General features: G+C 64.0%; 12 protein-coding genes. 2 read left to right on the top strand and 10 right to left on the bottom strand.

Going from position 1 to position 13,085, the window contains the following annotated elements:
- The first annotated feature begins 88 nt into the window (after positions 1 to 88).
- A complete protein-coding gene (locus tag LG373_RS03590) occupies positions 89 to 1,090 on the top strand; it encodes an MBL fold metallo-hydrolase (protein WP_216529732.1) in 1,002 nt (333 codons plus the stop codon).
- Here LG373_RS03590 and LG373_RS03585 read toward each other — a convergent pair.
- The 7 genes from LG373_RS03585 to fixA all read right to left on the bottom strand — a co-directional run bounded on the left by LG373_RS03585 (position 1,063) and on the right by fixA (position 7,838).
- Positions 1,063 to 2,754: an AMP-binding protein gene (locus LG373_RS03585; RefSeq protein WP_225749045.1), complete on the bottom strand. Its 1,692-nt coding sequence runs from the start codon at positions 2,752 to 2,754 to the stop codon at positions 1,063 to 1,065. The two genes, LG373_RS03590 and LG373_RS03585, sit on opposite strands and share 28 nt — an antisense overlap.
- 51 nt (positions 2,755 to 2,805) lie before the next feature.
- Positions 2,806 to 3,384, bottom strand: coding sequence for a helix-turn-helix domain-containing protein (locus LG373_RS03580; RefSeq protein ID WP_114566952.1), 579 nt, complete (start codon positions 3,382 to 3,384; stop codon positions 2,806 to 2,808).
- Between the two features lie 281 nt (positions 3,385 to 3,665).
- Complete coding sequence (locus LG373_RS03575) at positions 3,666 to 4,154, bottom strand: DUF1269 domain-containing protein (RefSeq protein ID WP_114566953.1); 489 nt, start codon at positions 4,152 to 4,154, stop codon at positions 3,666 to 3,668.
- Positions 4,155 to 4,411: 257 nt separating this feature from the next.
- Positions 4,412 to 4,711: a ferredoxin family protein gene (locus LG373_RS03570; protein ID WP_114566954.1), complete on the bottom strand. Its 300-nt coding sequence runs from the start codon at positions 4,709 to 4,711 to the stop codon at positions 4,412 to 4,414.
- Positions 4,708 to 6,009, bottom strand: coding sequence for an FAD-dependent oxidoreductase (locus LG373_RS03565; protein WP_114566955.1), 1,302 nt, complete (start codon positions 6,007 to 6,009; stop codon positions 4,708 to 4,710). The genes LG373_RS03570 and LG373_RS03565 overlap by 4 nt, the downstream gene beginning before the upstream one ends.
- A 137-nt stretch (positions 6,010 to 6,146) precedes the next feature.
- The gene (locus tag LG373_RS03560) at positions 6,147 to 7,031 is read right to left on the bottom strand and encodes an electron transfer flavoprotein subunit alpha/FixB family protein (protein WP_225749044.1); all 885 of its coding nucleotides are present in this window, start codon (positions 7,029 to 7,031) and stop codon (positions 6,147 to 6,149) included.
- 48 nt (positions 7,032 to 7,079) lie between these two features.
- Positions 7,080 to 7,838 carry a putative electron transfer flavoprotein FixA gene (gene fixA, locus LG373_RS03555; protein ID WP_114566957.1) on the bottom strand — a complete coding sequence of 253 codons (759 nt, stop codon included), beginning with the start codon at positions 7,836 to 7,838 and terminating at the stop codon, positions 7,080 to 7,082.
- A gap of 514 nt (positions 7,839 to 8,352) precedes the next feature.
- On the opposite strand from fixA, the gene LG373_RS03550 reads away from it, so the two are divergent.
- Positions 8,353 to 9,138: an enoyl-CoA hydratase/isomerase family protein gene (locus LG373_RS03550; RefSeq protein ID WP_114566958.1), complete on the top strand. Its 786-nt coding sequence runs from the start codon at positions 8,353 to 8,355 to the stop codon at positions 9,136 to 9,138.
- A gap of 257 nt (positions 9,139 to 9,395) precedes the next feature.
- On the opposite strand, the gene LG373_RS03545 is transcribed toward LG373_RS03550, so the two are convergent.
- From LG373_RS03545 to ilvC, 3 genes are all read right to left on the bottom strand, one after another.
- Entirely contained in the window at positions 9,396 to 9,869 is a 474-nt protein-coding gene (locus LG373_RS03545; protein ID WP_114566959.1) for a hypothetical protein, read from the bottom strand.
- A 99-nt stretch (positions 9,870 to 9,968) separates the two neighbouring features.
- A complete protein-coding gene (locus LG373_RS03540) occupies positions 9,969 to 11,267 on the bottom strand; it encodes a hypothetical protein (RefSeq protein WP_225749043.1) in 1,299 nt (432 codons plus the stop codon).
- 790 nt (positions 11,268 to 12,057) lie between these two features.
- Positions 12,058 to 13,053 carry a ketol-acid reductoisomerase gene (ilvC, locus tag LG373_RS03535; RefSeq protein WP_114566961.1) on the bottom strand — a complete coding sequence of 332 codons (996 nt, stop codon included), beginning with the start codon at positions 13,051 to 13,053 and terminating at the stop codon, positions 12,058 to 12,060.
- Between the last annotated feature and the right edge of the window lie 32 nt (positions 13,054 to 13,085).

Raw genomic sequence — 13,085 nt, 5'->3', positions numbered from 1 at the left:
AAAAGACGCGAAACGTGGCGATACCGTGGCGGCCCGTATTTCGTGGTATCGTTCACCTGAAACAAATCCCGAAACCGCAAGGAAAGCCATGCACGCCACCCGCATCCGCACGAACCCCGACCTGTTCGAAATCGAAGTTCCGTTCGACAACATCAGCACCAGCGGAACGAACTGCTATCTGGTGCAAGACGGCGACGACTCCCTGGTAGTCGACACGGGAGCCCCCACCGAAGACGGGTACCGCGTGCTTCATGCGGCTCTGGAAGAGCTTGGCGTGAACCCGGCCAGAACCTCGTACTTCCTGACGCACCTGCACTACGACCACGTGGGCCTTGTGGACCGCATCGCCCCGGCGAACGCAACCGTATACCTGAGCGCGGAGGGGTTGCAGATGGCGCGCGACGGCGGCGTGGAAGAGCTTCACGAGGACTTTCGGCGCCTGGTGGAAGAGGGCGTGCCGCGCGCGGATGCGGATGCGCTCGTGCGCTCGGTGTCGGGTCCGCGCGTCATCGACATCGATCGGTGCGCGCCGGTGGTCGTGGGCGACGGGGACGTCATCGACGTTGGAAGCTACCGCCTTCATGTGGTGGCAACGCCCGGACACACGCCCGACCACCTGTCGCTGTACGAGCCGCGAAGCAAAACGCTGATGGGAGGCGATCATGTGCTGTTCGTCGTCTCCCCCGGCGTCACCGTGTTCCCCGACGGATCCGACAGCCTGCAGGCGTACCTGGACAGCCTCGATCGCGTGAGCAACATGGAAATCGAGACGCTGCTGGTATCGCACGGCAAGAACCGCCCCGATTTCCACGAGCGCATCGATTGGCTGAAACGCCATCATCTGGAAAGGCTCGACGAAACCGTCGGCATCATCGAGCGCGAGCCGGGCCTGCTGGGCCAGCAGGTGGTGCGGCGCATTCGCTGGAACGTGCCGCACGAGCGCTGGGACGACATCTCGCTCATGCAGCGCTGGTGCATCCTCATGGAGGGCATCGCCATCCTCGACCACCTCGCCGCCACCGGACGTGTGACGCGATCGAAGGACGGCGACGCCCGCAACGTCTACTTCCCTGCTGCGATCAGCTCCTGAGCCATTTCGCGCAGCTTGAACTTCTGCACCTTCATGGACGGCGTCATGGGGAAGTCATCCACGAAGAACACGTGCTTGGGCACCTTGTAACGCGCGATGCGCGGGATGGCGTAGGCGCGCACGTCCTCTTCGGTCATGTTCTCGTAACCGGGGCGCACGCGAACGAACGCGCCCACCAGCTCGCCGAGCTTCTTGTCGGGAATGCCCACCACCTGCGCATCGAGCACGCCGGGCATGGTGAGCAGGAAGTTCTCCACCTCAAGCGGATAGACGTTCTCGCCGCCGCGGATGATCATGTCCTTGACGCGTCCGGTCACGCGGTAGTAGCCGTCTTCGTCAAGGGTTCCCAGGTCGCCCGAATGAAGGTAGCCGTCCGCGTCGATGGCGCGCGCCGTTTCCTCGGGCATCTTGTAGTAGCCCTTCATGACGTTGTAGCCCTTGCAGCACAGCTCGCCCGGCTGCCCGACGCCGCACTCCTCGCCGGTTTCGGGATCGACGATCTTCACCAGCACGGGCGGATGCTTGCGCCCTACCGTCTCGCACTTGTGCACGATGTCGTCGTCGGCGCTGGTCTGCGTGAACACGGGACTCGTCTCGGTCAAGCCGTAGCAGATGGTGATCTCCTTCACGAACATGCGGTCCATGACCTCGCGCATGGTTTCGGGCGGGCACGGGCTGCCCGCCATGATGCCCGTACGCAAGCTGGTCAGGTCGAAGGAATCGAAATCGGGGTGGTTCAGCTCGGCGATGAACATGGTGGGCACGCCGTACAGCGCGGTGGCGCGCTCCTTGTGGACGGCCTGCAGCACCAGCCCCGCGTCGAACTCCTCCACGATGATCATGGTGGAGCGATGCGTGAGGTTGGCCATCACGCCCAGCACGCAGCCGAAGCAATGGAAGAACGGCACCGGCAGCGTCACGCGGTCCTCGGGGCCGAGCTTCTGGCCTTCGCCGATGTAGAAGCCGTTGTTCAGGATGTTGCGATGCGTGAGCATGACGCCCTTGGGGAAGCCCGTCGTGCCGGAGGTGTACTGCATCATGACCACGTCGTTGTTGTCGAAGTGCTTCTCCGCCTCTTCGAGCGCGCTTTCGGGCACGTGCTGCCCCAGCAAGATGAGTTCGGGCACGCTGTAGCAGCCGCGATGCTTCTCCGGTCCCATGTAGATGATGTTCTTGAGGAACGGATAGTTCTCGGTTTCCAGGTGCCCGCGCTGCTGCGCGAGCGTTTCGGGCACCAGGTCGCGGATGATCTTGAGGTAGTCGACGTCGCGGTACGCATCGATCACGCACAGCGCCTTCATGTCGGACTGCTTCAGCACGTAGTCCAGCTCATGGCTTTTGTACACGGGGTTCACCGTGACCATGACCACGCCGATCTTGGCAGTTGCGTACATGAACGTCAGCCAGTCGGGAATGTTGCGGGCCCAGACGCCCAGGTGATCGCCCGGTTCCATGCCGATGGCCAGCAGGCCGCGCGCCAGGTTGTCCGTGCGCTCGTCGAAATCCTTGTACGTCCAGCGCAGGGAGCGGTCCGGGTACACGACGAACTCGTGGTCGGGGTCGATGGCCACCTGGTCGCGGAAATAGCGGCCGATGGTCTTTTCGGAATGCAAGGGATAATCCGCAGAGCCGGCAAGGGCTTCGGATGCAATGGGTTCAGGCATGCAGGTCACTTCCTTGTTGTAAATCGAGCACGGGCAGCGAAGGCGGCGGGCCTACAGCGGCGTGTACACGACGGCGAGGAACTTGGCGTTCTGCCCGTCGTGCGCGCGCACCTGGTGAGGCACGATAGAGTCGTAGTAGATGCTCTCGCCGGGATGCAGCACGTAGACTTCCTTGCCGTACTCGATCTCGATGCAGCCTTCCATGCCGAACAGCCATTCCTCCCCTTCGTGGCCGACCAGCTCATGGTCGGTCTCGCCGGAGGGCGTGACGGTGATGACGAAGGGATCCATGTGGCGCGACGGACGCCCCGCCGCCAAGCTGAAGTAGCTCAAATCGCCGGCATCGCTGGCTGTTTGGAGCGACTTCACGCGCTCGACCTCGATCATCTGCTCGCGATCGATGTACGCCGGACCCAAGTTCTCGTCATCGTCCATGAGCGTGCCCAAGCGAACGCCCAGCGCGCGGGTGATTTTGATGAGCGGAGCAAGCGAGGGCGGCAGCTTTCCAGCCTCAAGACCTTCGACGATCTCAACGTCACAGCTGCAACGATCCGCCAGGTCCTGCACGGACAGGTGATGCGCCTCGCGCAGCGTCGTGATCTTGTTTCCCAGCTTGTTCTCATCCATCATGCCAGCTTCCTCTCTTCATGATCGTTTTACCAAGGTAAATGGTAGCCTATGATTCGCTCTCAACCAATCGCGAAATAGGTTTTACGGAAGAACGGACATGCAAAACGGTTTAGCGTCGCAAGCGTCACAGATCCCGCGCGCGACGCGAGCTCAAAAACTTGGGCGCGAATGGGAGCCGCCATGCCGCAGAGAACTTGCGAAGCGCATGGCGCACGCGGCGCATCGTGAAAAAGCCGCCCCTGAAAAGGGCGGCTTCGCGTAGTGCGGAACCAGAGCGGAGGCTAGTTCTTGAACAAGGCGTGCTTGAGCTCTTCCTCGTCTTTGATGGAGAGCGACGTTTGCAGCACGTCGCCGCCGAAGGGCCTGATGGCCTCGACGAACTTGTCGGTGGTCATGCCGCCGACCACCATGAACACGGCGGCGCTGTCGTCGACGGAAAGCAGGTTGCGCACGCGATCCTGGAAATCCTTGTCTACGCCGTGCTTGACGATAGCGCCGGTCAAGGCGCCGATGCCGGCTCCGATGGCCGCGCCGAACACGGGCACGAAGAAGAGCACTCCGAACAGAACGCCCCAGAACAAGCCCCATACCGCAGACGTGCCTATTTTGGAATCGGGGGTGACCACGTCGTACTTGCCATCGGCGCGGCGGGCGATCACCGCCACGGACTGCAAGCTCACGATAAGGTTCTTGTCGAGATCGAGAATCTTCTGGTAAGCGGATTTCGCCTCCATCTCGCTCGGATACCCGAGCACAACGAGCGTACTCATGCTTGATGCTCCTTTCTCTGGCTTTCATCGAGCCCTCACTGTACGCGCATGCGGCACCGCAGCAGCGAACGCTTCGGCTTTGGCACCCGTTCGGAACCGTTGCGAAACGTCGCCGAAACCAGCTGCGCGCCTGCGATCGTCCTTCCCCTCCCTATCGCGCTTGCACCGCGCGAGGCCGAAAAGCAACCGGGCCGCAGCGCGATGCTGCGGCCCGGTCAGGCGAAACGGTACGGGGATCGGAGCGGGAATTTCCGATCCTAGCCGAAGCGGTACTCCACGCCCATGGTGGGCTGGGGGTTCTCCCACTTCTTCACGATGGTCGACCCGCAGGCTATGCGGCAGGTGCCGCACTCCAGGCAGCCGGCGTAGTCGAACGACTTCGCACCCGACTCGTCGACCTTGTAGAGGGCCGCCGGGCACACGCGCACCAGCTTGAGGAACTCCTCGTCGTCGGGGTCGTCCACCAGCTCGATGTGGGCGTTCTCCTCGTCCACCTCGTACTTGTCGAGGGCAAGGAACTCGTCGACGTTGACGGTGATGTCAGCAATAGCACTCATAGGGCCTTCGTCGCTCCTCTCACTTCGCGAGCGAGCTTGAACAGCCCGCGCTTCTTCACGATGGGCATCATGCGCTTCACGAGCGGCTTCTGCGGCGCGCCGTCCACGCTGAACATGGCGTTGAAGATCTCCTTCACCATGGCGGGGTAGTCGGTGAACATCGAGTCCCAGTGCTCCATGACGTGGGGCCACTTGCTGAAGGTGCGCAGGTCCTTGATGACGAACGAGTCCTCCATCTTGGCCTTGTAGGAGGACAGCCCCGCCTCGGAGACGTCGCCCTTGTCGATGGCCTCGACCGCGGCCTCGGCCGCCATGCGCCCGCTGGCCACGGCGAAGTCCATGCCGCGCACCTGGTAGCCCATGTTCATGCACAGGCCCGCCGTCTCGCCGGCGATGACGCAGCCGTCGAAGACGTACTTCGGGATCATGTTGTAGCCGCCCTCGGGCACCATGTGGCCGGAGTGCTCGACCAGCTTCGCGCCGCGGATGACGGGCGCCACGGCCGGGTGGTTCTTGAAGTCCTCGAGCATCTGGTACACCGGGTACGGGTTCGACGCGTCGGCCGCCGTGGAGATGGTGGCCACGAGGCCCAGGCTGATCGAGTCCTTGTTGGTGTACAGGAAGCCGCCGCCCACGTTCCCGTGCGTGCAGTCGCCCACGAACAGCATCGCCGCGCCCTCGCCCTCCGGGCACAGGAAGCGGTCCTCGATCTGGGAGGCCGGCAGCTCGAACACCTGCTTGATGCCCACGGCCATCTCGTTCGCCTTCGGGCGCGGGTTGCCCAGGCACTTCTCGGACAAAAGCGGGTTCACGCCCTCGGCCAGGATGACCACCTGCGCGGTGATCTCGTCCTCGCCCGCGCGCACGCCCACCACGCGGCCCGCCTCGTCCTTGATGAGCTCCTCCACGGCGATGCCGCAGATGTACTCGGCGCCCGCGTCCTCGGCCTTCGAGGCCAGCCACTGGTCGAACGGCGCGCGCAGGACGGCGTAGGAGTCCTTGCCTTCCTCCGCCAGTTCGTCGCTCGTGAAGTCGACGGCCATGCTCGAGCGCGCGTCCAGAAGCGCGATGCGCTCGTGGGTGATCTTGCGCTCGAGGGGCGCCTCCTGCTCGAAGTCCGGGAAGACCTCCTTGAGCGAATGCGAGTAGATCCGCCCGCCCGTCATGTTCTTGGCGCCGGCGAAGTTGCCGCGCTCGACCACGAGGACGCTCTTGCCGGCGGACGCGGCCACGTAAGCGGCCACGGCCCCGGCGCACCCGGACCCCACGACGATGATGTCGAAATCGGTCTCAGACACCTTTCATCCTTTCTCGTCTTATGAAAATCAACAACACACCAGCTTCACCGCAAAAGCCCGCTCGCTCGCCTGACCAGCAAGGTTCGAGCTTCTTGAAGCGGGAGGCCTCCATGAGCCCTCCCGCGGATCGAAGCTTTCTACAGCGCTGCCGTCAAAGCCGGCAGTACATCCTTGATGTCTCCCACCAGGCCGAAGTCGCACTGCTTGAAGACCGGCGCGTTCTTGTCCTTGTTGATGGCGAACATCGTGCCGGCGCGATTGCAGCCCACCATGTGCTGCATCTGGCCGGAAATGCCGCAAGCCACGTAGACCTTCGGCGACAGCATGAGGCCGGACACGCCAACGTAGGTCTCGGTGGGAAGCCAGTCCACGCCCTCGGTCAGCGGACGCGAGCAACCCAGGCCGGCGCCCAGCTTTTCGCACAGCGCGCGAGCCAAGTCAAGCTCGGACTCCTCCGCGAAGCCACGGCCCGCAGCCACGACCACGTCAGCCTTGCCCAGGTCAACGCCGCTCTTTTCGATGGGCTTGGAGGACACGAGCTTCACCGGATTGGCCGGGGCAACCCAGGCCACGTCCTCGACCGCGTTCGCGCCGCTTGCCTCGGCGCCTTCGAACGCGCCAGCGGAAACCGTGTAGATGGCCACGTCGCCCACAGCCTTCTGCACGCGCTCGGCCACGCCGCCGAAGTACAGGCTCTTCGCGCCGTCGGCGGCGAATTCCATGACGTCGGTGATAACGGCGGCGCCCGCATGCGCGGCCAGGCGGCCGGCGATCGTCTTCATGTGACGCGTGGGCTCGACCAGCACGACGCTCGGCTGCTCGGCGTCGAACACGGCGATCACGGTATCGGCGGCGTCGTCCAAAACGGAGCCTTCGGGTACGGACACCTTCGCAACTTTGTCGGCAACGGCAGCGGGCGCATCGCCAAAGGAAACGAGGACGACCTCATCGGCCATGGTGCGGGCTCCGGCAGCAAGCTCGCGGGCAGCGTCGGCGCGCTCGGCAATAACAAGTGCTTTCATGGGTATGCTAGCCTTTCTCTCGGACAGCGGATTATCGGAAGACGGAACCTACAGGGCGGCCTTGAGGGCTGCAGCGAACTGCTCGATCGCGCCATCAGCCGAAGCGTCGAGGATCTCGAGCTTGCGGTCGGCCTGATCGGGAGCCTTGCAGGAGACAACGTCGATAGCGCCGTCGACAGCCGCCTCGGCACCGGCCACGTTCATCGGCTTCTTGCCGGCAGCCAGGATGTCCTTCATGCCGGGAATGCGGGGCAGCGCGATATCGGGCGACACGGACACAACGGCGGGCAGGGGCACCTCGACGGTTTCGACGACGTCCTCGAGCGTACGCTCGACGATGAGCGACGAGCCCTGCGCCTCGATCTTCGTTGCGCCGTTCACCACAGGAAGGCCCAGCTTCGCAGCCAGCTGCACGTCGACCTGCTGCGCGTAGTTGTCAGCGGAGCCGTCGCCGCACAGGATGAGGTCGAACGCGCCCACCTTGCCGACCAGAGCAGCCAGCGCCTCCGCCGTCGCGCGGGCATCCATGTTCGCGTATGCATCGTCGGCGGCCATGAACAGCTCGTCCACGCCGCGAGCCAGCACGTTCTTCTTCAGCTTGGAGTCGTCGATGGAAGCGGGGCCCGCCGTCATCGCAACCACCGAGGAGCCGTCGTTGGCTGCGGCCAGCTGCGCCGCGGCCTCGAGAGCGTTCAGATCGTACGTGGACACGATGCCCTTTGCCTTGGAGTAATCCAGGGAGCCGTCCGCGGACACCTGGATGTCCTGATCGTCGGGAACCACCTTGAAAGCAGCAACGATTTTCATCCTGTACCTTTCCCTTCTCGTTTGCCTTTATAAAGCGTTCGGACGCGACCCGCCGTCTTCGAGGGGAACATGCGGCGGATTCGGCGCGTTGAGAGCAGTTTGCACCGCTCGCCGCGCGGCGTCATCGCAAGATCGCCGTGAAAGCATCATTACTTACAATTTGACTATGCCTGCGCGCCCGTCCGCGCAGGTTCCATCGCCCGCGCGGCGCCACGGCGCAACGCCGCGCCCCCGCCGCGGGAAGCACTGCGCAAACGCGTTTCATAGCCCCTGATCAATGGCATCATTACGTATCCCTACTACTTTTTTTGCGATGCACCGATTTTTAAGTATCGCCGAATTACCATGCGCCTTGCGATGCAACGGCATAGCTGCGATCGCTAGTATTCAGGGCAGTTGTTCGAGCGAGTAAAACACGACGGCGGCACGCTGCAATCGAGCCGAATCACGTGCGGAACATCGCTCGGCGCCACGCGCGGCTTCGCGCGAAATCGCAACCAGTCAAGGAGGAGCAATGGCAGATTACTATGGTACCGACACCGTCGTATCCGAACTTCGCGAGGACGGTCTGCTGATCATCCGCATCAACCGCCCCGACGTGGCAAACGCCCTTAACGGCGTCACCTCCAAGGCCATGGAGAACATCATGAACAACGCCGAGACCGATCCCGCCGTGCGCGCGATCATCGTCACCGGCACGGGCAAGGTGTTCTGCGCGGGCGAGGATCTTTCCGAGCTGAGCGAAGGCGGCGAGTGCCAGACCGTGACCGAGCATGGCTTCGGCGGCCTGACCGCGCGCCTGTGCTCCAAGCCCGTCATCGCCGCATGCAACGGCTCCGCGGCCGGCGGCGGCATGGAAATCGCCCTGTCCTGCGACATGGTGGTTGCCGCCGAGAACGCCAAGTTCGGCTGCACCGAGGTTGGCCTGGGCATCATCGCTTCCACGGGCGGCATCGTGCGCCTGGCGCGCGACATCAACCGCAAGGATTGCATGGAGCTTCTGCTGACCGGCAAGAAGATCAAGGCTCCCGAGGCCAAGGCTCTCGGCCTGATCAACTACGTCGTGCCGGCCGAAGAGGTCATGGACCGCGCTATCGCGCTGGCCGAAGAGTGCCTGAAGAACGCTCCCCTCGCCCTCAAGTGGACGAAGAACATCGTGCACGCCGCCGACCAGATGTCCGAAGAGGATGCCATGCGCTACTCCGACGCCGCGTACCGCTTCCTGGAGAAGACCGCCGACGGCATCGAAGGCCCGGCCGCTTTCGTCGAGAAGCGCACGCCGGTTTGGCAGGGCAAGTAACTCCCCTTTATCAATCCACTCGGTCCGCGCGGGCATTCGCGCGGCCATCCGCCACGTGCCCGGGCTGCGCAGCCCGGGCACGTTTCATTGGCGGGACGGAGCAAGACGAACGAAACGACCGAAGCGCCAAGGGCGGCGAAGCGCCAGAGCGGGCAACGGGCGCGCCGCAAGACGACCGGGCGACTACTGGGGCGACGCTTCCTTCGCCCTGCCCTCGCCTCGCCGTCCCGCGCCGCCGGGCGCCGGGCGCCGTCAGCTTACTCCACGTTCGACATCACGCCGCCGTACATCTTGTACCCGACGGCCTTCGATTCGCAGTAGACGCTCTCGACGTTCAGAGCAGCCTTGGCCTTTTCGATAAGGCCGATCACCGCTTGGTCGCTTCCGTGCACGCTATCGAACACGAGCGTATCGTTTTGGATAATGGTGCCGTCTTCGGCGGCATAGCCGCCTTCAGCCTCGTACACCGTGTAGCCCGACCCTGCTTCGACGAACAGCGGGATGAGGATGTCCTTCGCCTCGTCCATCGTAAGCACCTGCTTGCCGGCATCCTTGTCGTACAGCCCGAAGTACAGGCAGTACACGATCTCCTGCTGGTCGGTCACGCCGTTGACCAGCGACGGCGGCTCCTGCGAAGCTCCCTGCGCGCCCGTGCATCCGACCATCACCGAAGCGGCGAGCGCCGTTGCGCACACGCACGCGCACAGCTTCCCAAACGTTTTCGTCTTCATAGCAGCCTCCCTTGTCTCGATGCGGCCTATAGTAGCACCGAGCCACGACGGCTGCGACCGAAACCAAGCGAGCGAAGCATTTCGTCCGCAAGAAGGCCGCTACGAGGCCTTTCCGCGTCCGGCGGCATCGTCAAGTTCGCCTGTAAGACGCTCTTTGAGCGTCAGCTTGCGCGGGGCGAACGGATGGGGCAAAGGCACGTCGCGGCCGATGGAGCGCATCGCGACGTCCCACAGCACCCGGTTGCCGCAATAGTACAGGTAGCGTTTTCTTATCTGGGGGATCTTCCGCTCGTCGAAGCGCCCCGATTCGGCGAACCCATCGAGGATCGCGTCGCTTTTCTCTTTCGCCACGGCCCTTCGCCACGCGAGCACCGCATTCGCCACGAACACGCCCACCGTATAGGGCAGCACCAGCGCCCGAACGAGCGCGATCATGTCCTCGCGCCGATAGCTTGAAAGCGCCGCAGCCTGGCCTCCCAAAAGGCTCGCGTCCAGCGCGCGGCCTTCGCTCGAGGCAACCCATTGCTGCACGTCGGACACCCACACCCCCGCGAACACGATGGCCGCGCCCGAGAACACCGCCGCCGCCAGCCCCATTCCCTTGAGCCACCAGCGAACGCTGCCCATCCAGTATTGGGGAACCGTATAGGTGTACAGCAGCAGCAAAAGCGCCGCGAACACGATCGATGCGCCCACGATCAGCGGATCTTGCTGCAAGAAGTAGTCGGTAGCCACCTTCAGAACGCTTTGAACCTGGTACAGCCAGGAAAACCCGCCCGCCAGCATGGTTTCGGCGGACAGGCCCCAATCCTGCACTACGGACATGACCCAGGAAAGCAGCATGCTGGCAACGGCCACGATGATGAAGAACGCCGGCAACGTGACGGACACGCTGGCCATGCCGCGCAGAAAGGCGCCGTCGAACCGCAGCGCAAGAAAGTAGAACAGTAAAAACCCGCCCATGAGCACCGCGGCGAACGCCAGGTACGTGGCAAGCGTAGAGGGAATCGCCACGCCCGGGAAAAGCGAGAGCACCGCGCGAACGATCAGCGCGAACACCGTCGCCGCCACGATGGAGCCGCAGCTGAGGACCCACGCTCGCTGCACGCGATCGCGGTCGGTGTCAAGCTCGTCCACCCCGTTGCGCTCCACGACGTCGACAAGCTCCAGGTTATGAATGCGCCGCATTGCGCATGCCGTCTTCAGCGAGAGCGCAACCGAAAGCGGCAGGAACAAGGCCAGGCCGACCCAGGCGGGCAGCGCGGCGCAAAACGCCGCGAACAGAAGCACGGGAATCCCCCATCGATACCAGCTGTCGAACGGACGCGCAACCCAGGCGCACATGCGCCGCAGGCACGCCATCGCAACGCGCTCGATGTCTTTGATAGTCGAATTCATACCAGCAGTGTACGATCGGGCGCAAGGGCGAACAAGCAACGCCACGGAAACGACGGAAGGCCGCCCGCGCTGCGACGAGGCAGTCGGCAAGCGCGGGGGATCGCATGCCCACGAGCGCGTGCCGCGCACCCGCGAGCGGGCCGCATGCCCACGGGCGCACCGCAGCCCGCGAGCGCACCGCATGCCCACAGGCGCACCGCATGCCCACAGGCGCACCGCATGCCCGCGAACGCGAGCCCACGGGCGCGCCCCGCACCCGCGAGAGGGCCGTGCGCTCGCAAAATCGCGTTCGCTGGCGGTTTTTGACGGTTTGAGGTCGTCATGCGACGCGCCACAAGTGCATTCCAACATTCACCGCATCGGCGCAAAGCCCTGAACTGGGGTGATACGATGCAAGCTGTTCGTGTGCACCCACGAAGGCTCGCCCAACAACCTCAAACCGTGAAAACCTGCCAGCGAACGCCCTATTTGCTGCGCAACCCGGAACGGCCGAGCAAACAGGAGCCCATCGAGCGGAATTCTCCCAAGTGCGACCGGTCGAGGGCGCGCGACGCCGAGCGCGAACGTGCGCCGCCGATCGAGAGTAGTCGCACGCGGGCAACGAAGGTCCGCCCGCGCACGATCGCAAGCGGGCGCACTTGCCGGACGACGCCCGACCAGGCGCGCCCGCTCCACAAGGGCGCACGCCGCCAGACGCAAGCGAGCGGCGCAAGCTCGTGCCTGCGCCGCCCGCGTTTCGCGTCCTCGCATGAAAAGCCACGCCCGCCCTGAAGACGCGCAGCGCCCCGGGTTAGTGGCGCGCGAACCTGAACATCGAGCGAATGCCCACGCCCACTTCCTCGATCGGAGCATTACCGTGCTCCATGCGCTGCTCCTGCAGCCACTTCTGGCCGTTCTTGGAATCTTCCATGAACTCGTGCGCGAAGCTGCCGTCCTGGATGCGCGCGAGGATATCATTCATCGCGGCCTTCGCCTCGTCGCCGATGACCTGCGGCCCAGCGTAGTAGTCGCCGTACTCGGCCGTGTTCGAGATGGAGTAGCGCATGTTGGACATGCCGCCCTCGTACATGAGGTCCACGATGAGCTTCATCTCGTGGAAGCACTCGAAGTACGCCATCTCGGGCGGATAGCCCGCCTCCACCAGCGTCTCGAAGCCGGCGTTGATGAGCGCCGTCACGCCGCCGCAGAGCACGGCCTGCTCGCCGAACAAGTCGGTTTCGGTCTCGTTCTTGAACGTGGTCTCCACCACGCCGGGCCGCGCGCCGCCGATGCCCCACGCGTACGACAGCGCCACGTCCTTGGCCTGCCCCGATGCGTCCTGGTGCACGCAGATAAGACACGGCACGCCCGCTCCTTCGGTGAACACGCGGCGCACCATGTGGCCCGGACCCTTCGGCGCGATCATGATCACGTCGACGTTCTCGGGCGGCGTGATGTAGCCGTAGTGCACGTTGAAGCCGTGCGCGAACGCCAGCGTGTCGCCCGCCTTGAGATGCGGCGCGATCTCGGCCTCGTACGTAGCCGCCTGAGTCTCGTCGGGCGTGAGGATCATGATGAGATCGGCTTCCTCGGCTGCCTCGGCCACGCTCATCACCTGCAAGCCCGCCGCGACGGCCTTCCCCCGCGAACGAGAATCCTCGCGCAGCCCGATGCGCACGTCGCATCCGGAATCGACCAGGTTCAGCGCATGGGCGTGGCCCTGGCTTCCGTAACCGATGATGGCGATTTTCTTGTCCTGGATGAGCTGCGGATTCGCGTCGTTCTCGTGATAGATCGTAACAGCCATGTTCGTTTTCCTTTCTATTGGCTGATGGTACC

This window comes from Paraeggerthella sp. Marseille-Q4926, from assembly GCF_916618935.1.
Classification (GTDB): Bacteria; Actinomycetota; Coriobacteriia; order Coriobacteriales; family Eggerthellaceae; genus Paraeggerthella; species Paraeggerthella hominis.
Note: the sequence above shows the minus strand (reverse complement) of the source record. Positions and strands in the feature narration are given on the sequence as shown.